Annotated in this window: 17 protein-coding genes and 1 pseudogene; 11 read left to right on the top strand and 7 right to left on the bottom strand. The window is 56.9% G+C overall.

Annotated features, from left to right (window positions below; genetic code table 11):
- Positions 1-58: 58 nt before the first annotated feature.
- Together EKN06_RS06120 and EKN06_RS06115 are read right to left on the bottom strand one after the other, a co-directional pair.
- The gene (locus EKN06_RS06120; protein ID WP_127612039.1) at positions 59-709 is read right to left on the bottom strand and encodes a TetR/AcrR family transcriptional regulator; all 651 of its coding nucleotides are present in this window, start codon (positions 707-709) and stop codon (positions 59-61) included.
- Between the two features lie 21 nt (positions 710-730).
- Positions 731-2,602, bottom strand: a complete 1,872-nt coding sequence (locus EKN06_RS06115) for a DUF3604 domain-containing protein (RefSeq protein WP_240654677.1) — start codon at positions 2,600-2,602, stop codon at positions 731-733.
- 251 nt (positions 2,603-2,853) lie between these two features.
- Here EKN06_RS06115 and EKN06_RS06110 point away from each other — a divergent pair, with 251 nt between their 5' ends.
- The 3 genes from EKN06_RS06110 to EKN06_RS06100 all read left to right on the top strand — a co-directional run bounded on the left by EKN06_RS06110 (position 2,854) and on the right by EKN06_RS06100 (position 7,138).
- Positions 2,854-5,271 carry a TonB-dependent receptor gene (locus EKN06_RS06110; RefSeq protein ID WP_240654637.1) on the top strand — a complete coding sequence of 806 codons (2,418 nt, stop codon included), beginning with the start codon at positions 2,854-2,856 and terminating at the stop codon, positions 5,269-5,271.
- Positions 5,272-5,333: 62 nt separating this feature from the next.
- Positions 5,334-6,161: a peptidyl-prolyl cis-trans isomerase gene (locus tag EKN06_RS06105; protein ID WP_164843969.1), complete on the top strand. Its 828-nt coding sequence runs from the start codon at positions 5,334-5,336 to the stop codon at positions 6,159-6,161.
- The gene (locus EKN06_RS06100) at positions 6,158-7,138 is read left to right on the top strand and encodes a HupE/UreJ family protein (protein ID WP_127612035.1); all 981 of its coding nucleotides are present in this window, start codon (positions 6,158-6,160) and stop codon (positions 7,136-7,138) included. The genes EKN06_RS06105 and EKN06_RS06100 overlap by 4 nt, the downstream gene beginning before the upstream one ends.
- Before the next feature lie 1,224 nt (positions 7,139-8,362).
- Here EKN06_RS06100 and EKN06_RS06095 read toward each other — a convergent pair.
- Both EKN06_RS06095 and EKN06_RS15610 read right to left on the bottom strand, forming a co-directional pair.
- Entirely contained in the window at positions 8,363-9,253 is an 891-nt protein-coding gene (locus EKN06_RS06095; protein WP_127612034.1) for a GGDEF domain-containing protein, read from the bottom strand.
- Between the two features lie 97 nt (positions 9,254-9,350).
- Entirely contained in the window at positions 9,351-9,527 is a 177-nt protein-coding gene (locus EKN06_RS15610) for a hypothetical protein (protein ID WP_164843968.1), read from the bottom strand.
- 172 nt (positions 9,528-9,699) lie between these two features.
- Here EKN06_RS15610 and EKN06_RS06090 point away from each other — a divergent pair, with 172 nt between their 5' ends.
- The 6 genes from EKN06_RS06090 (at position 9,700) to EKN06_RS06065 (ending at position 15,570) form a co-directional block, all read left to right on the top strand.
- Positions 9,700-10,122, top strand: a complete 423-nt coding sequence (locus tag EKN06_RS06090) for a response regulator (protein ID WP_127612033.1) — start codon at positions 9,700-9,702, stop codon at positions 10,120-10,122.
- Positions 10,119-10,898: an EAL domain-containing protein gene (locus EKN06_RS06085; RefSeq protein WP_127612032.1), complete on the top strand. Its 780-nt coding sequence runs from the start codon at positions 10,119-10,121 to the stop codon at positions 10,896-10,898. The genes EKN06_RS06090 and EKN06_RS06085 overlap by 4 nt, the downstream gene beginning before the upstream one ends.
- A 140-nt stretch (positions 10,899-11,038) precedes the next feature.
- Entirely contained in the window at positions 11,039-13,303 is a 2,265-nt protein-coding gene (locus tag EKN06_RS06080) for an ATP-binding protein (RefSeq protein WP_127612031.1), read from the top strand.
- Positions 13,296-13,682, top strand: a complete 387-nt coding sequence (locus EKN06_RS06075) for a response regulator transcription factor (RefSeq protein ID WP_164843967.1) — start codon at positions 13,296-13,298, stop codon at positions 13,680-13,682. Before EKN06_RS06080 ends, EKN06_RS06075 begins: the two co-directional genes overlap by 8 nt.
- Positions 13,683-13,769: 87 nt before the next feature.
- A complete protein-coding gene (locus EKN06_RS06070) occupies positions 13,770-14,234 on the top strand; it encodes a PilZ domain-containing protein (protein ID WP_127612029.1) in 465 nt (154 codons plus the stop codon).
- Positions 14,235-14,547: 313 nt separating this feature from the next.
- Positions 14,548-15,570, top strand: a complete 1,023-nt coding sequence (locus tag EKN06_RS06065) for a GGDEF domain-containing protein (RefSeq protein WP_240654676.1) — start codon at positions 14,548-14,550, stop codon at positions 15,568-15,570.
- A 233-nt stretch (positions 15,571-15,803) separates the two neighbouring features.
- Here the strand turns inward: EKN06_RS06065 and EKN06_RS06060 are convergent, their stop codons facing one another.
- A complete protein-coding gene (locus EKN06_RS06060; protein ID WP_127612027.1) occupies positions 15,804-16,427 on the bottom strand; it encodes a response regulator transcription factor in 624 nt (207 codons plus the stop codon).
- A gap of 209 nt (positions 16,428-16,636) precedes the next feature.
- On the opposite strand from EKN06_RS06060, the gene EKN06_RS06055 reads away from it, so the two are divergent.
- Positions 16,637-17,359, top strand: a complete 723-nt coding sequence (locus tag EKN06_RS06055) for a transglutaminase-like cysteine peptidase (protein WP_164843965.1) — start codon at positions 16,637-16,639, stop codon at positions 17,357-17,359.
- Between the two features lie 36 nt (positions 17,360-17,395).
- On the opposite strand, the gene EKN06_RS06050 is transcribed toward EKN06_RS06055, so the two are convergent.
- Complete coding sequence (locus tag EKN06_RS06050) at positions 17,396-17,752, bottom strand: sensor histidine kinase (RefSeq protein ID WP_127612025.1); 357 nt, start codon at positions 17,750-17,752, stop codon at positions 17,396-17,398.
- A gap of 163 nt (positions 17,753-17,915) precedes the next feature.
- Positions 17,916-18,045, bottom strand: a pseudogene (locus EKN06_RS15605) (integrase core domain-containing protein); the annotation flags it as partial.
- A 107-nt stretch (positions 18,046-18,152) separates the two neighbouring features.
- Between EKN06_RS15605 and EKN06_RS06045 the strand changes: the two are divergent.
- The coding region (locus EKN06_RS06045; protein ID WP_164843964.1) for a response regulator transcription factor at positions 18,153-18,682 on the top strand (530 nt) is incomplete at its 3' end.

Genomic DNA, 18,682 nt, shown 5'->3' with positions numbered 1-18,682 from the left:
GTCCCCGCGGCGGACGATTTGGCGATCCGATCGAGACTGCGCACCAGATCGAGACCATTCAGCGCAACCGGGGCGGAGGCGCCTGCAGCGCGGCGACGCTCGTATTGATCCCGTCGGCAATCAGTTCAGTGAGATCGGGCGATGAGCCGAAGAATCCGGTGCCCTGGTCATGCAGGATGACCAGCGACATAAAACCGATCATTTCCTTCGTCGATCGCATCCGGACATGCGGTGGCGACAGGAAATGAAGCTCGCGGTTCATTTCGGCGACGATCCCGGCCAGCGCGGGCGCTCCGCCCGCCAGTTCTTCCGGATGGCGCACACCATGCGCGCGAAACGTGGTCATGTACTGGATGAGAAAGCGGGCAAACGTATGCTTGCCCTTTGCATCCGTAAAGCCGAGCACCGGCAGAAAAATCGCCGCGACCAGGTCGTGCAGGCGCTGGCCCGGCTCCCGCTCCATCGCCATTGCCAGCCGTTGCCGCCGCTCACCCTCCATTTGCGCCACACGCCAATCGAGGATCTGGAAAGCGAGGTTTTCCTTGGTCTCGAAATGGTAGCGCACGACGCTGACGTTGGCCTGCCCGGCATCGGCGCCGATTCGACGCATCGAGGTGCCGTCGAAGCCGTAAATGCCAAACAGGTTCTCGGCGGCCAGCAGCAGCGCCTGGCGCGTGTCGCTTTCGGGCTGTGCCGCAATGACGTTCAAACGTGGACTCCTCGAACCCCGCTATTTCCTGCCGGCGGGGGTGTACCAGATCGGCGAGCTGTAGGCGCGCTCGGTCGTGACAAGGGGTACGTCCTTGCCCGGCTCGATGCCGTAATACGCCGCGTCATAGGCTGTCCAGCGCGGTTCGGGAATTGACAGTACCCGCACATAGTAAAAGGCATCGTCACCCGGGCGGAAATCGGGATCCCGCCACCATGTCGCCAGTTCGGCCGCGCCAACGTCGTTGGTATAGGTCGCGCGCTTGACGTCAACCGTGCTGCGGACGGGTGGCGCCTTGCCGGTGCGGGGATCGACCCGCCGGCCATCCGACAGCGCGACGTCATAGACCTTCTCGTGCTGTCTTCCGTCGCTGCCGACCCATCCCTTCACGATCTGTATCCGGTCGAGGTTGGCACCGTTGGGATCCTTCGCCGCGACGACGAGAAACGTCGGCGCCTTCGCCTTGCCGGGTGCCGGCAGATCACTCCCCATGGGCACGCCCCTGCCATATGCGTGATCCTCGTAATCGGGGTGGAAGACGTCTTCGCGGGAAAACTCCCAGCCGCCGAAAAAGCGCAGCCGCATGCGCGTGCCGGTCGTGGCGTAGACCTCGCGACGCCGGAATGCGTCGAAGATCGCCTCGCGCGTGTTCTCCCGCGCCCAGACGCCGGTCAGTCCGGCCGAGGTCAGCATCCAGTTCGCGTTGAGGAAGTCGCCGACACGCTTGCTCATCCGCTCCGGACCGGGCTCCGAGGCTGGAAACTTCCCGAAGAAGTTGTCGTTGCGGGTCGTGGACAGGCCGGTATGACCGTCGGTGGCGCCGGTGAGGCCGAACTTGAAGGGGTTCTCGCCCATCGATCGACGGTAGGCCAGCCCGATCTTCAGGGCAGAGCGGGCGTATTCATACTGCAGCATCCACGGTTCCTTGGGCTGCGACATGATAATGTTGTACTTATCCCAGGTCTCGTAGTCCGCGAATTCGTCGTTCGGCGACAGGTAGGGATGTGCCTCACTGTCGCCTTTGGTTTGGGTTACCTCGATGACGGGCTCCCACTTCGCCCGGCGGCGGGCGTAGTCCGCATCAAGCGGTTTGCCGGTCAACGTGCGCGGCGCAAACATCATGCCATTGCTGACATTCGAATTATGGGGGATGGCAAGGACGCTTCCACCCGTAAGGTTTTCATAATCCGCAAGAGCATCCCAGAGCCGCTCGGGATCGTCGCTTTCCTGCGAAGAGAAGGGGACGATTCGCGATACCTTGTCCGCCCCGTCCCCGAACAGGACGACGCGGTGCAGATTGTTCCCGCCCGGTTGGGACGACCATTCGTACGCGGAGAAGGTCGTGAACTCGCCGGGTCGGTTGAAGCGGTCCGCGACTTTGGTGGCCGTTTCCCAGACTGACCTGCGAAAGGAATCGGGAAGACGGTTGGTATTGCCTTCGCCGGCGAGAACTGCGGCGAACTGTCTGATCAGTTCAGCCCCGTCGCCTGACTGGATTAACGGGGCCCAGCGCTCACCAAGCGGTGTGTCTCGAGCAGCGGAATCGCCGTCGGCAATGCCCGAGAGAAGGCCCATGTACTCCGCATGGTCGGAGACCGCGAGAAAATCGAGTGGCTCGCGCAATTGTACAGGCAGGCCGTTGGTCGACATGACCCGCTCACCCCGCGCAAACCGATAGGCCATTTCAGGCGTCGCGTTCACTTCGCCGAGAATGAAGGAATCGGCCGAATTGCGGGTGTGGAGGTGGACGTTGCCGAAGAACACCCTCTCGGGTTTGTCCGAGCGCGCGGGCGGCGAATAGGTGCCCGGATCCGCGGCGGGACCTGCGCTTGCGGTAATCGCCTGATCTGTACGGGCGGCCTGGCCCTGATGGGCAACAAAAGCCCAGGCCATGACGGCGGGAATGGCGGGAGCCGTTAGCCATAGCCTCTTCATTGTTCCGATCCCCTCGCTTTCAGTCAGCTGTGATTGTTTCTTGCTTATCGCCGGGCGGTACGATAAGTCAAACGAATTAACACGAGGGCAGAAGGCGGAGTTTGCGCACCGCGCATGACAAGGCTGATGCTCAAATCCTAAGGGAGGGATTTATGAACCGGAAGGCCAAGCTGTATCTAACTGTCGTATCAACAATGATTTTATCGCTAATGTCTGCCCCCGCTTTGGCGCAGGATCCTGCAGCGGCAGATTCGAGTGAGTCTGGCGAGTCGGTCACTCCTAATTCGCATGAATTATCCGAGATCATTGTCAGCGCCACCCGCCGGGCCAGTTCGCTGCAGGACACGCCGGTCGCGGTCTCCGCCGTCAACCGAGAACTGATTGAAAGCGCGGCACCGCAGGACCTTGGCGATCTGGCGAAGTTCACTCCCAATTTCTCGGCTGCCGAGATCCCCGGCTACAACGCCGCCTCCTTTGCGATGCGCGGCACCGGCCAGACGAATATCATCGTGTACTTCGAAGCGCCGGTCGCCGTGCTGGTCGACGATTTTGTCGTCCCCAGCATTCAGACTCAGCTTCTCGACACCTTCGACATCGAACAGATCGAGGTTCTGCGCGGGCCGCAGGGCACGCTGTTCGGCAAGAACACCACAGGCGGCGCGGTTACCGTGCGCACCAAGCGTCCAGAGCTCGGCCAGTTCGGTGGCGAGGCGCAAGTGCGTTACGGCAGTTTCGATACGATCGACCTCAACGGCGCGTTCAACGTGCCACTGCTCGGCGACACTCTCGCCCTGCGGCTGGTCGCCAGCTACGCCAAGTCCGATGGCCACATGCGAAACGGATTCAGCTACGGTCCGATCACCGGCTTCGGGCCCAATCCGTGGAACGGGCTTGAGGGCGAAGGCGACGGGCGCCGCGTTGGCGGCAAGGACGTCCTCAACGGTCGTGCCAAACTGTTGTGGGAGCCGAACGACGACCTCTCCGCGCTGTTGCAATACGAGGTTTTGCGCGACCGTTCGGAGGGCCCCGCGTCGGTCCACAACACCCCGTTGGGGAGCACCTTCCTCTTCGCGCGACTCGGCCTGTCTCAGGAAATCGACGGCGATCCGCTCGACTTCGGCGGGGTCAGCGATCGCGATGGTTATCTGGTCGATGCGGACGACGGTCACCGTATCAACGTCGATGGCTACTATCTTAATGTCGATTACAGGACCGGTGCCGGCACGATCTCGTCGATCACCGGCTATCGTGACCAGTATTCGCGACTGGCCAACAGCGCAAATTCGGTCTCGCCCATGTCGGCCGGTGGTCAGATCCTTTCATTGTTCGACCTTAACCGGACCGACCGCCACAAGACTTTCCAGCAGGAAGTTCGCTACGCCAGCGAGCTCGACGGTCCGCTCAACTTCGTGACCGGCGCTTTCTATGCACGCGATACGATCAGGTTCTGCGTCGCGCAGCTGCTCGGTTTCCAGGACCTTGCCGGGGGCAGCACTCCCTTTGGCCCGTGGAACGAGAACCCCTTTGTCCTGTGCAACCGGCAAAAGGGTGACGTGAAGGCTCTGTTCGCAGAGGCGAACTGGGACCTCACTGATCGTCTGCATCTCACCGCAGGCGGACGCTACACGTGGGAGAAAAAGGACTGGCAGGGCCGCCAACAGATCTTTGTGCAGAACCTTTTGGGCACGCCCGATCCGACGTTCACGTGGCGCGACATCGACAACCTGCTCGACATGGCCGACTTCGAACAATACCCCGCCGGCGTTGTCGAGGCGCAGAGGAAATGGTCGGAACCGACCTGGCGCGTTTCGCTGGGTTATGACATCACGCCCGACATCTTTACCTACGCCAGCTATTCCCGAGGCTTCAAGAGCGGCGGCTTCAACGACCAGATCGGCACATTCGCGCCCTTCGGCACAAATCTCGACGCCTTTGCCGCCGCCGCGCAGCCGACCGACCCGGAAATCGCGGACTCATTCGAACTGGGTCTCAAGAGCCAGTTCCTCGACAATCGCGTTCGTTTCAATCTCACCGGTTTTTACGTCGATTATACCGATGTGCAAAAGCAGCTGAACGTCCCGCTCGACGTCAACGGCCAGCAGTTCCAGGTGACCCGTTTCGTCAATGCGGCAAAGATGACGGTAAAGGGAATCGAGGCGGAACTCACCGGAAGGCTGGCGCCCGGCCTGACGTTGTCGGGTGTGCTCGGCTATCAGGACGGCAGCTACGACACTTACGAAGCGCCGCTGCAGACCGGATACGATCTTGCCACCGCCCCGCTGGAGCGGACGCCCAAGTGGCAGTGGACAGCTAACGCCAATTACGAGACCGAGGTCGCGCAAGCGGCGCTCGTCACCGCCAATGCGAGCGTCAGCTATACGGGGCGCAACCTTTACAACCTGAGTGTTGTCTCGCCGGACCGCAACACCTACCTCGACGCGCGCACCGTGGTGAATGCGACCCTCACCCTCTCGGATCTGGACAAGAACCGTTACGTCCGCCTGATCGGTCGCAATCTTACCGACAAGCGATATCTTGTGGCGAGCCAGATCGTCGGCAACCTTTGGACGACTGACCGCTATGCCGCGCCGAGGAGCTGGTCGGTAGAGTTCGGCGCGCGGTTCTGACGCCGGGTCGGGGGCGGCAGATGGCAACTTCACGGGCGAGGCGGGCTCTGCGCGAACCGCTCGTGCAGTTGCTGCTTGCGGGCGTGCTCCTGTTCGGCGCGGATCACTTGGTGGATCGCGCCGACGCAGCGGATGCTATTGTTGTCGATGAGGATGCGCTCGTGCGCTTCCTGCAGTACCGGCACCGCGCATTCGACGCGCCGCGCTTCCGCGAGCGGCTCGATGCCCTGTCGGGTGAGGAACTGGCGGCGCTGGCCGACGAATATGTCGAGGAAGAGGCACTGGTCCGCAAGGGTCGTGCGCTCGGACTTGACCGAAACGATTACGTGGCCCGGCGCAGGCTGGTCACGCAGATGGAATACCTCCTCGAGGCGGAAAGCGGGCAGGATGCCGGTCCCATCACTGACGCGGAAGTTGCACGTTATTACGCCCGGCATCGCGACACGCTGGCCACCGGTTCGCGTTATGACCTGAGGCACGTCTACCTCCGGCAAGCGCCGGGCAGCGTCGGGGTCGACGTCCTGGCCCGTCTGCGCGCAGGCGCCAACTGGCGCGCCTTGGGCGACCGCTTCGCGTATGAGCGCGAGTGGCGCGATGCAGCGGAGGACCGCCTCGCCGATACTTTCGGCGCGGAGTTTGCCGAAGCCCTCGAGACCTTGCCTGTCGGCATCTGGAGCGGCCCGGTTACATCGAAATGGGGCGCCCACTTCGTCATCCTCGACGAGCGGACATCCGGTTCCATGCCCACGGTTGAGCTAGCGGCGCCCGGGATCCGCGACGCCATCGCGCGCGAACGGGTGCGGGTAGCGAAAGACAGGAAAATCGCCGGGGTCCTTGCCGAATACGACATTGTCTATGACGACACGGTACGCAGGAAGTCCGGGCGGTGAGACACGTTCTCGTCCGGGTGGCAGCCATGCTTGGCCTCGTTGCCGCCCCCGCAATCGCTCACGAAATCAGACCACTGGTCGTTGAGATCGAGCAGCGGACCTCGCGATCCGCATCTGTGCGCGTGGTGGCCCCTGACTCGCTGCCCGCAGGCAACCTGCCGGTCGTCATCCTGCCAGGCGATTGCTCGCCAGCCCGTGTCGAGGCCGGTTCGTCTCGTCCTGTCACCTGCGCCCGGTCGCTGGCCGGGCGCGATGTCACTATACACTATCCACTGTTCAATCCTGCTGTCTCGACGATGCTGCGCTACGGAAAGGGTACCGGTTCCGACACGGGGGCCGGCGAATTGTATGCCCCCGACGATCTGGTACTCACTGTTCCGGCTGCCGATGCCGCACCATCGCTTGCCAGCTTTTTCCTCGCCGGGATTGACCACATCCTCGGCGGGATCGATCACCTGCTCTTCCTGGTGTGCCTGCTTGCCCTCTGCTCGTCGGCGCGCATGGTCCTGTTGACGGTAACCGGCTTTACTATCGGGCACTCCATTACCTTGCTGCTCAGCGTCGCGGGTCTTGGCTTGCCGCCCGCGCCGGTCGAGGCGCTGATCGCGTTATCCATCGTCGTCATGGCGGCCGCCTTCCTACGCGGCGAAGTGGGGTGGCTGTTGGGACGCCGCCCGGTGCTGGTCGCGGCCGGGATCGGCCTGTTACACGGCTTTGGCTTTGCCGGGTTCCTTTCGTCGATCGGCGTGCCCGACGATGCGGCGCTGCCCGCAGTCCTAATCTTCAACCTCGGTGTCGAAGCGGGGCAGATTGCTTTCATCACCGCGTTGTTCGCGCTGTGGCGGCTGGCGTCGGTCACCGCCGCGCGATTGCGTGCGGACCGTGCGTGGGTACTGCGCGCCCGCACTGCGACCGTCTTCGCCAGTGGCGCGCTGGGCGCATTCTGGTTTGTGGAGCGTGCCGTCGCCATCGTTTGAAGCGTGGGCAAGGCCAGTTTTCGGTGCTCTCAAAGCTAATGCACCGATTGGCGGAATGCACGGGACAGGGTAGAGTGCGAGCATCCCCAGAACGCGCAAACCAGCCAGCGGGGCACGGTCAAACTAACCGCATTTTGGGTCGTTGCCGTCCAAATCATCGATTCTGGCGCGGCTTAAACGATTCTCTAAGTGGAACATCGATGATTCATGACATGATCAAAGCACGACTTCTCTCCCATTGAATTGTGTTCTAACCAAAATGGAAAACGGCGGTGCATTAGCTTTGACAGCACCTCGCGACGGGGTCGAGCTTCGCTCAGATCCGAAGAGCCAGCATGACAGCCACGGCGTCTTGGTAACGGAAACCGCGACCGGTGTGGGATCCATGGTGGTCGTGGGTGGCCTTCCTAGTCATCGTTAATTCGATCCTCGTTTGAAGTCCAGGTTTCGAGGTCAGTTCACTATTCCCGCGCTAATTAGCCAAACGAAAGCGACCCTCCAAACCCTAAGAGCGGAGCGCGAAGTGCGAATTGGCAGGCAGGCCAGTAACTGGCCGATTTGGGATGTCCGTGTGGCATTTGAGCTTCTGCACCATCGGAGGCGGTCAAAGCAACGGCAGCTATCTCAGCTATTGCAAAGTTCTCCACCTGCTTGCCATGGCTTGTTCTTCTTGTTGAGCATCCAAGGCGGGTTCGTCAGCTATTACCTATCAATAACCGGCTTTGGATCCTGCCTTTTGAAGAGGGTATAAGTGGTTTGCTGATGGGTTTAGCAAACGGACTAAATTTGCTTAGTTAACCATTGCTTTGGAGGGTGAAGTTATACAGACGAGAGGGCGCTGGATTGTGGACACCGTACTGAACGGTGTTTCCCCCCTGTACTCAGTTCAGTGCCCTCACCGTGCCGGTAAATAGACAATGCTGGCCTCCGCCCACCTCAGCATTTGCCATGCTGGAATTCCCACCTGTCATGGCTGCAAGAGTGAAGAGTGCCCCTGCCGCTATCATAATTCTCAAGCGGCACCATGACGTAAGTCATTGAACAGCATGCCATATCATATGCTTAGTATCAGCGACGCAATGGCCAGCGCGATAAGGGCAGCTCATACGAGCAACGAGCCGATCAAAATATCCAACGCGATTCGAGCATGCGATCGCTTGCGGGAGGCAGACTCTTCCCTTGCGGCGCTCCCGTGTAATGATCTGACGTCCGGCGCACGATAATCTACGCAGCCAGAACCAATTCAGGGGCATCAAATTTAACAATTCTATGACTTGCTTTGCCATCACGTTTCACGGCGTACATGAGGCTGTCGGCTTCTGAAAGAATGCGGTCGAGACCCTGTTTGGATCGGCTGTCGAGTACTAATCCACCGATGCTGGCGGTCAGGCCGGGTTTGGCAAAAGATGCAGCGCGGCCCAACTCCGAACCCATCTGTTGGACATCTCTCTCGCTAGCGACACCCCTAAGGAGAATGAGAAATTCGTCACCGCCAAGCCGTGCGATCAGGTTGGCCGGTCCGATCACCTCTGAAGTTCGCGCTACCAGACGCTTCAGGACGGCATCGCCAGCAGCATGACCCTCCCGGTCATTCACTTCCTTGAAGTTATCGAGATCGAGAAAAAGCAGGGCAATTCGCTGCGATCCCTGTCGAACCTGATCCAGCTCCGAGACGAGGATTCGGTGAAGGGCATAGTGGCTCACAGCACCAGTCAGAGCATCAAAATCTGCCGCCGTCTTTTCAGCCTCAAAAGAGCGCCTTAATGAACCCATCCATTCTGCCGAAGCTAATAATACCGCACCGATGCTGATCATATCGAGCAGGGGAACGCGATGGACTAGCGCCGTTGTAATGATCGTCGCAATGCCTACCAGTGACGCCAGTCTTCCTGCAAAATGACCACAATTCCAGCGTATCAAAAGAGCTGCAGCCATAAGGCATACCGAGGACACCATCGCCGGAATGACGCCGGTCATGGCGAGAACCGACAGAAGCACAAACGTGGTACCTGCAATTATCGCCACATTCGCGGGGCGTGCCCGCGAGCCAATCCCTGTTGGCAATTCAGCTGCTGATGTCAGGATCTTGTGAGAGATGTGATTGGTCTGTTTCATTCGCCCGAGAATGGGCGCTTAAGGTTAATATTCTGTCGATAGAAGTTGGTTTTTGCCCTGTCCAAATGTGCAATAACGTCTCTCAGCGGAGACCTTATTACCAGGCCCGCGGAGAGACGCCGGTCCGGTCATGCACGGCGTTCTCAATCGCCTGAAGTTCATCTCTTGTCATAAGGCCATTGGTGTGGAGAGCTCTCATGAGCTCCTCCAGCAGCGCTGCAAGAAAATGCAGTTCTGCACGTTCGTCCGAATGCTCTTGAGCATTAGTCTTCATTTAACCTGCCCCATCAATGCGTTGCCGATTAGTCGCAGGGTTACGTTCTGGATGCAACCTTGACCAGAGCCATCCAAATCAAGAACTTGCATGTTGACGGGCAGAGGCCTGTTTTGACGAAACGCGAAATCAGGCTAGACTTGTGTGCTAGACCTGAGGCTGGAGGAAGGGATTGGCAGGTAATTCGAACTGGCCGGTTGGAAATCGCGTGAAACAGCGACGACTTCTTGTTGTCGATGATGAGCGGGAAATAGGCGCTCTTATCAAGCGGGTCGGAGAGGGGGTCGGCTACGAGGTAGCGCTCGCTCAGAATTCCGATGATTTTCAGCAAGAGTTCGAGCTTGCAGAGCCGGATGCCATTGTTCTCGACCTCGCCATACCTGATGGAGATGGCATCGAACTGCTCAGATACCTGACAGAGAAGGGGTGCGAGGCGGAAATCCTCCTGATCAGCGGCTTTGATCAGCGTGTACTGAACACCGCTTTCCGGCTCGGTACGCAGCTCGGTCTGAAAATGTCCGGGACGATCGAAAAGCCCATGCGCGTTGTCGATCTGAGGGCCGCGCTTGCCAGGATTGGCAACGACGGAGAATGACTGAGCGTCAGCCTACACCCCGCGACATCGCCCGCGCTATCGATCGCGATGAATTTCATCTTGCCTATCAGCCGCAGGTTGAGGTGACTTCCGGGCGCCTTTGCGGTGTGGAAGTGCTGGCAAGATGGCGCCATCCCCGTTTGGGAGTCGTCCCCCCAAGCATTTTTGTTCCTGTCGCCGAGCAAACCAGATTAATCGACCGGCTGACCGAATGGATCGTTCGGACGGCCCTGCAACAGGCTACGGAATGGCGGGACGCCCGGTTAGAGATCTCGATTGCAATCAACATATCGCCCGCCAATCTCACCTTTTTTGAATTGCCGGATTTGCTGACCGACCTCTGCGCCAAATTTGAAGTTCCGCCGCAGCAGCTTACCATTGAGATAACTGAGGGCACGGCTCAGCACATGGTCAGTCTTATGGACAATCTCAGCCGCTTCAGGTTGAAAGGGATGAAGGTGTCACTCGATGATTTCGGGACAGGTTATTCGTCCATAGCCCGGCTCCATCAGCTGCCATTCAGCGAAATCAAGATCGATCAGTCCTTCGTTTCTGATATTCACCGGTCTCGCGATTCCCGAGCTGTCACCAAAGCAATAATCGAGCTTGCGCATGCACTTGATATGACCTCGTTAGGAGAGGGAGTGGAGTCGCAGGAAGCTCTTGATGTTCTCGCTGAACTTGGGTGCGACAAAGCCCAGGGGCACTACATTGGTCGACCGATGGCAGGTGACGAATTGCTTCGCTGGGCCCAATCCCGTCCTTCCTTCCCCTGAGGAATTTTCGAGATTTCTGGAAGCCAGAAACTGCTTGAATTGCTGTACGTCCACAGGTGCCATTTGCACTGCATCTGAATTTTATGATCCATTAAGACATTAACGATATTCTTAAATCCAATTCAGCATCGCGATCCTGCATGACCAGCCAATTAGAATGGAGTGCGCACCGGATGCCCCAGAGATTTTTGAATTATGAGCGTCAAAAGGTCACATTCTGGCTGGCAATCGTCGTTCTCGTCGCCGCAATCGCGTTTTCCGTTCTCAATTATTTTGAACGGCAGGCGATTCTAGATAGTATTGAAACCAAGCAATCAATCCTGATCCAGGCGCAGGACGCCCGTAACAGTTTGAGAATGGCTGAAGCAGGTGCACGTGGGTTTGCAATTTCGGAATCTCCCAAAGATCATGCGCGATTTCAATCGGGAATAGCAACGTTTACCGAGACGTTTGCGCGCCTCAAGAAAAGCAGCCGAGATAACCCTGAATTGATCTCCAGGCTGGCAAATCTCGAGCGCCTTGCTGAGAGAGAGATTGCGATCTCCGAGAAGCTGGCAGCCCGCGATCGACCAGATCAGGGTAGTCAACTGGTTGCGGTAAGCTCGCAGACCATGGAATTGTTCAATCGAGGAATCGATGACTTCCTGATCTTGGCACGAAGCATACGTCAGAATCAATTCGATGATCTCAGAAATCAAAGACTGGTTTCTGGCATCGCTCTTGTTCTTGGCGCACTATTGAGTTTGGGACTGATCAGCTGGCTGTTCATGCTCCGCGAGCGCGAATTTACGAGACGGCGGGCCGTTGAAGATGAACTCCGTGCCCTCAATACCGGGCTTGAGGCCAGTGTCAGGGAGCGAACCCTGGAACTTGAACGGTCACGCGACCTGCTCGACACGATTATTGAGAGCATCCCCGATCCGATATATCTCAAGAATGCAGATGACGAGTACCGCTATGTATTCGTGAACGAGGCCGCCGAGCAACTGTTCGGCCTTCCGCGCGAACAAGCGATGGGACGGATCGATCACGAGCTGTTTCCACGCGAACAAGCCAATCTATGCAGAAGGGAAGACCGTCAGATACACAACTCCGGTGAGATCGGGTTTAGTCCCGCCCGCGAGATGATAACGCAACAAGGCCCGCGCGACGTTGAAAGTCGGAAGATCCCTTTCCAAAGTGCAGATGGGCAAACACTTATTCTCGGCGTCCTGCGAGATGTCACTGATCATCGCAGGATGGAGAGACAGTTGCGTGAGATGCAACGGATGGATTCCCTTGGTCGGCTTACCGGAGGGATTGCGCACGATTTCAACAACCTTCTTGCCATCATAATGGGCAACCTCGACCTGGTTCGAGAGGAACTGGACACTTCAACCGAGACGGCTCTCATGATAGATGAGGCTCTCGGTGCAACAGTGCGGGGCGCTGAATTGGTGCGCAGATTGCTGGCATTCGCGCGAAAGCAGCACCTCGAGCCAGTAGCGGTCGATCTTAATGAACACATCCCTGAGGTACTCCCTTTACTCGAGAGGACGCTGGGCGAGAATGTCACAGTTCAATTCAAGGACGGAGCTGATCTCTGGCTTGCCCTTATCGATCCCGGGCAAGTGGATGATGCCCTGGTCAACCTCGCGATCAACGCGCGCGACAGCATGTTGGAAGGTGGTCTCCTGACAATCGAGACCGCCAATGCCAATCTGGATGAAGACTACGCTGCACAGCACGTTGAAGTTGATCCGGGCGAATATGTGGCATTGATGGTAAGCGACACTGGCTCCGGTATGTCATCGACTACGATATCTCGCGCGTTCGAACCGTTCTTCACTACCAAGGAGGAGGGTAAGGGAACCGGTCTGGGCCTCAGCCAGGTCTATGGCTGGGTCAAGCAATCCGGCGGTCATATCAAAATCTACAGCGAACTCGGGCATGGGACCACAATCAAGTTGTACCTGCCCCGTTCAGGCGAGAAAACTGCCGTCACACATGAACTGCCTGACGCAACACGAACTTCTGCCAAAGGTGAAGAACGGGTTCTGGTTGTGGAGGACAATCTCAATGTTCGACGGACAGTTGTGCGCCAACTGCATGATCTTGGGTATTCCACAATAGAAGCCGACGATGGGCAATCCGCACTCGAAATGATCAGGAACGGCGTCAGCTTCGATCTGTTGTTTACCGACATTGTCATGCCCGGAGGAATGAGTGGTTACGAACTCGCCGAGGTCGCAACCGGACTGCGCCCCGGATTACGTGTCTTGCTGACTTCGGGCTACACGGAGCTGGGGCAGAAAGCGGCCAATCCGGCTTGTTGGCCCCTGATCAGCAAGCCCTACCGGAAATCTGAGTTGGCCATCATGATACGGACCATTCTCGATGCGCCCCCGAGAGACCGAAATGCTTGAGACCACCACAAATATTCAAGCCTCCATTATCGAGGATGATGCCGCGATCAGGAAACTTTTAAGCCGAATTCTTGATCAGGCCGGTATCAGGTACAGAGAATTCGGATCGGCAGAAGAATACCTCAATGACAATGGGTCAGAGGGGGGAATCATCATTCTCGACCTTCAGTTGCCGGGCATCAGCGGCTTGAACTTTCTCTCAAAGATCAGGAACAGAGGGGATAAGAACCCCGTAATCGTATTAACCGGGGGCGGTATTCCAGCCGCCATGGATGCCATACGCCTTGGCGCCGTTCGGTATATCGGCAAGCCCTTCACCAAAAATGGCCTAATGTCCGCCATCGATGACGTCCTGGGAAACTCTCCGAGGGGCATATGAGGCCCCATCCTATCGCGTCACCTGCGAACGCGTTTAAATCATTCTTAAGCTATCCAGAAGTATGGGCACCTCCAACGGAGGCCAGCCATGATTGAAGCTCAGATTCGCGGCATTTCATCAACCGCGCAACGGCGCTGGAATGTCCGCCGTGCGACGGACATGGAAACGACCGCAAGGATGGCGGGATGCAATCACAAGGTTGGGATCAGCAACTTGTCTGAAAAGGGCCTGATGCTGGAAACGACAACGGCACTCCAACCAGGAGACACATTTGAAATCGAATTGCCCCAATTGGGCGCATGCTATGCTGAAGTTGTCTGGTCCGAAGGTGATCGGAAGGGGTGCCGCTTTTTTGCGCCCATATCAAAGTCTGTTGTCAGTGCGGCCATTCTAAGGTCACAATATTCTGGTTCCAATGAGCTCCTGGAGCCCCTTCGATATCGACTGCCCCCTCCTGATCACTCCGGGACCTGTCGTTCGCAAACTTTACCGTTGGGTCTGATGATTCTGACGATGGCAGTATTTTTCATCTTGTTGGTCCTTGTGGCTTGAGAGCACCCCAGGACAGACATTCCCCAAAGTGTGATCTTGACCACGAACCTTTGGGTGTCCCCGCAGGATGTTCTGGTTGGCTACAAACAGCGCAATTGCTCGGTGCGTTTGGTTTTCCATTCATGGATCAAACGGCTTGTCGCCTTCTGTCAAAGCCAGATTCGTGGCGGCGTTCCGATCATAATTCACATTGAGACGGACAAATCCTGACAAAACTCTATAGGGGCGCTGGCAACGTGTGATCGATTGTATCCCAATCCTGTGGGATCAATATTGCCGGGCTCTGACTTCTCGCTGCAACAACGCCTTGCCGGTGATCATCGTGGCTGCAATAGCGCATGCTGGAAGATCTGGACGAGTCTTGGCGGATTTTATGGCAAAACCTGGATGGATTGAACGTCGAACCGGTCGCAAACACGACCTAACGCTTCGAAGATCATTCCTGTTTTATGTGCCGAAACCGGTGGCCTATGGCGCTCTCCTTCTGGGGTTTACCCTGGCCGGTACAGCTGATCTCCTGTCACCTCCGCACGTCTGGCTGGGGCCAATCTACCTGTTCCTGGTCGCTTTTGCAGCTTGGACAATCAGCGGCCTGCTCGCTGTTGCATTGGGGCTGCTCGTCATAACCATGACCTGGGCAACGGGCGGTATGAACCTTTATCCGTATGGTCCGGATTACGCTCTCGCCAATGTTGCCATTCGTTTCTTCTCTGTATTGATGATAGTGGCATTTCTTATAATCGCTCGCCGTTCCAGCGAACACGAATGGAAGCTTGCACGGTTGGATACATTGACGGGTGCGCTAAATCGGCAGGCGTTTTTCGAAACAATAGAAACCATAGATTACGAACACGATTGGTGTGCGCTCGCCTATGCCGATCTGGATGGATTGAAGCTACTCAATGACGAGGCTGGGCACGGAGCGGGTGACATTGGCATCAAGGCTTTTGCTTCATCGGTGCAGAGGTCAATCCGAAGCGGTGACGTCTTCGCCCGACTGGGCGGAGACGAATTTGTGGTTTTCATGAAAATACAGGGCCCGGAGGCCGGAAGGCAGATTGCCGATAGATTCAACCAGGCGACCAATAGCGAAAATCCTCAAGCTATTGGTGCTCTCCCGTGCAGTTGGGGCGTACTGTTGCTATCTCCTGCGCCGAGGCAGATTGACAGGGAATTGAAAGCTGCTGATACTCTAATGTATCGGGCAAAAAAGTCCGGTACCGGTATAGCTTTCGCAGCCTATAATGCTGAAAATGACGCCATTGAACCAATCCTGACGACGGCAGCTCAGGACCATGAAGCTGTGGTTCGATCAAGTGTACGCGCACCGGGCTAGGTTTTTCCCGAGTCAGACTGCAATGGGACAGCCGTCATTCAATCCGTACGCATGCTCGAATATTGCGACAAGGCTACCAGTCTGAAGTAACTGGTCAACACCGGACCTGCTCAGTTTTGCAGAGTGCCTAACCTCTCCCGCCATTGCGCTGAGCCAAATGGCAATACCCGCCAAAGTAAGGCCAAGCTTCCACATATGCGCACATGTGTCATACTTATGGGGATTGGCGCTGATTACAATTCCATCTCTTTTGCAATCAGCAGAGCCTGCGTCCAATTTGTTACGGCCATTTTCCGGATGATATTCGAACGGTGCATTTCGATGGTTCTGGCACTCAGGGACATTCTTGCTGCCACGACTTTGCTCGACACACCATCGGAAAAATTCAGCAGAATTTCCTGTTCCCGGGGCGTCAACTGCATGACTTTTCCCGCTTTACTCCTCTGAAAATTCTCGATGGTCCGAAAGGCAGCATTCACAGCCTGCAACAGACTGGCGTTGTCAAATGGCTTTTGGAGAAAGTCGAACGCGCCAGCCTTGACCGCCGAAACAGCGATCGGAATATCGCCATAACCCGAAATCATAACTACCGGGCTGAGATAATACCGGTCTTTCAGCGCCTTCAATATTTCAATACCGCTCAAACCCGGAAGGCGCACGTCCAACAAAATGCAACCCACTGGGTTTTGGGAATAGGCCTCCAGGAAAGCTTCCCCACTACTAAACTCCTCGCACTCGACGCCTTTGCTGGTCAGAATCCGCCTGATCGTCCGTCTCAATGCATCATCGTCCTCGATGATGAATGCCTGTCTATCAAGGATACCCGGTTTCAGCGATCCCTCCTGAAATGCCTGCAAATGACCATACCGTATAACTACGGGAGCCGTCTTTCAAAGACGTTAGGCTTCCGCCGGTAATTGTACTCCCACGCCTGAGCAGTTTCGCAGCGGTTTCCGTCTGGAGCTGATCGTTCGTTCTCCGGTGAGAACTCATCAGGCGATGGGTGAGCGGACTCCATGACCGTCTCCACCCGCGACGTAGCGACTACGCCGGATGGAGATCAGTCTTGCAGCGAATTTTCAGGCACGTCATCGACGTGGCTCTTGCGGTTATTGCTTTGTCCCTGCCGGCCACGTCCCAGGCTGAGCCATTCTCTGCAGCGGATGGACCGTCAATCTATGACACTGTGCCGATCCAAGTGAAGCACAATCCTTACCAAAACCAGTGGGACAGGGTTGTGCATTCAGCCTCGAGGTCGAATCCAATTTCGGAATTCGCTCGCAACCTCTCAAGTGTTCAGCGGGTGTCATATGTGAATAAGGCGGTGAATGACGCAATCGCCTATAAAGATGACGCAGTGAACTGGAGAACGGGCGACCACTGGGCAACAGCTTCCGAAACGCTGCTTCGTGGCTCGGGAGATTGTGAGGATTTCGCGATCTTGAAGATGCAGCTGCTAAGTGCAGCTGGCATCTCTGCAAACGATATGTATCTCGTGGTCGGCAACGATCTTGTAGCGCGGACGGCCCATGCAATTCTTGTTGTTCGTGTGGATGGCGGTCTTTGGACTCTCGACAATCGTAATGACGAAATCCATCTGGCCAATAATGACCCCGACTTTCGGCCGCTCGTTTCTCTTAGCGCAGGGAAGGCGTGGGCGCATGGTTACAAGGCTAATATTGACATGGGATCGGATCGCGGCACTGACAATATCAGTCCGATTAACAAGAGCAGTAAGTTGGCTGCCATGATTGCAGCTCAATCTAGCGGTGTTTCTGTGAAACTCTAAAGTGTAGTGGATACAGAAGATGTCCGTAGTGGTAGCTCAAGATCGGCTGGGTTGACTATCGAGAATGTCGATGCAGAAGACCGTGCCGCCACCGGACCGATCTGCAAAACCGATGGTTCCACCCATGCGCAGCATGATTTCGCGCGCGATGCTGAGGCCTAGGCCCGTACCGCCCGTCTTGCGGCTGTTGGATCCGTCTGCCTGCGCAAACTTTTCGAAAACCTTCGGCTTGAACTCGTCCGGAATCCCCATGCCTCGGTCTGCAATATTCAATCTCCAGCTACGCAGTCGCCACTCTACGCTTAGGTCGATTGCGCTCCCCGGAGGCGAGAATTTCACCCCATTGGATAATAGGTTCGTGACGACCTGGGAAAGACGGTCGCCGTCTGCCATCACGATGGCATTCGGATCGATCTTCGCAAGGTTGATACTTACCTCGAACTTTTCGGCAAAGCCTTCAATTGAGGTGTTTCCACCTTCTTGGATAGTTTGGCGGCTGAGTTAAGCTAATCCAGGTTGTCGGTCATGCCCCATGATCTGATTGCCCATTCCGCCGTTAGGCCTCGAACGGGGTTCTCCCGGCAAAAGCCCGAGTGCGGACGCTGGGTATTGTAATAGGTGTTCCATCCGCCAAGGCCAGCCTTCAACGCCGATCCGGTCTCGAAGGCATGGAGATAGACGCACTCTTATTTCACCGGGCTGCAATGCTGCGGACTTTACTCAGCGTTAACCAGTTCCCGTTACCACTCGTTTGACTTTGAGAAGGTCGGATTTTCAGTGAGGGCTTAGAGACATGCGTATCCTGCTGATCGAAGACGAACCGACCACCGCCAGGGCAATCGAGCTGATGCTCACGACCGACGGCTTCATCGTCTACCAGACAGATCTTGGTGAAGAGGGTCTCGATCTGGGCAAGCTTTACGATTACGACATCATCCTGCTCGACCTGAACCTGCCCGACATGCACGGGTACGATGTTCTGAAGAAGCTTCGCGTCGCCAAGGTGCAGACGCCGGTGCTCATCCTGTCGGGTATCTCGGAAATGGATTCGAAGGTGCGCTCGTTCGGTTTCGGTGCCGACGATTACGTTACAAAGCCGTTCCATCGCGAAGAACTGGTCGCCCGCATCCACGCCGTAGTGCGCCGGTCGAAGGGCCATTCGCAGTCGGTCATCCGTACCGGCAAGCTTTCGGTCAACCTCGACACCAAGACCGTCGAAGTCGACAATTCGCGCGTGCACCTGACCGGCAAGGAATACGCGATGCTCGAACTGCTTTCGCTGCGCAAGGGCACGACGTTGACCAAGGAAATGTTCCTCAACCA

The organism is Croceicoccus ponticola (genome assembly GCF_004004515.1).
Taxonomy (GTDB): Bacteria; Pseudomonadota; Alphaproteobacteria; order Sphingomonadales; family Sphingomonadaceae; genus Croceicoccus; species Croceicoccus ponticola.
The sequence above is the reverse complement of the archived record's forward strand: the minus strand, read 5'-3'. Positions and strand labels throughout refer to the sequence as shown.

Coding starts and splice junctions, on each gene's coding strand:
- EKN06_RS06115 (WP_240654677.1), bottom strand. CDS start 2,602: ATGGCCTGGGCTTTTGTTGCCCATCAGGGCCAGGCCGCCCGTACAGAT.
- EKN06_RS06110 (WP_240654637.1), top strand. CDS start 2,854: ATGTCTGCCCCCGCTTTGGCGCAGGATCCTGCAGCGGCAGATTCGAGT.
- EKN06_RS06095 (WP_127612034.1), bottom strand. CDS start 9,253: ATGAAACAGACCAATCACATCTCTCACAAGATCCTGACATCAGCAGCT.
- EKN06_RS15610 (WP_164843968.1), bottom strand. CDS start 9,527: ATGAAGACTAATGCTCAAGAGCATTCGGACGAACGTGCAGAACTGCAT.
- EKN06_RS06085 (WP_127612032.1), top strand. CDS start 10,119: ATGACTGAGCGTCAGCCTACACCCCGCGACATCGCCCGCGCTATCGAT.
- EKN06_RS06080 (WP_127612031.1), top strand. CDS start 11,039: ATGACCAGCCAATTAGAATGGAGTGCGCACCGGATGCCCCAGAGATTT.
- EKN06_RS06075 (WP_164843967.1), top strand. CDS start 13,296: ATGCTTGAGACCACCACAAATATTCAAGCCTCCATTATCGAGGATGAT.
- EKN06_RS06070 (WP_127612029.1), top strand. CDS start 13,770: ATGATTGAAGCTCAGATTCGCGGCATTTCATCAACCGCGCAACGGCGC.
- EKN06_RS06050 (WP_127612025.1), bottom strand. CDS start 17,752: ATGGCAGACGGCGACCGTCTTTCCCAGGTCGTCACGAACCTATTATCC.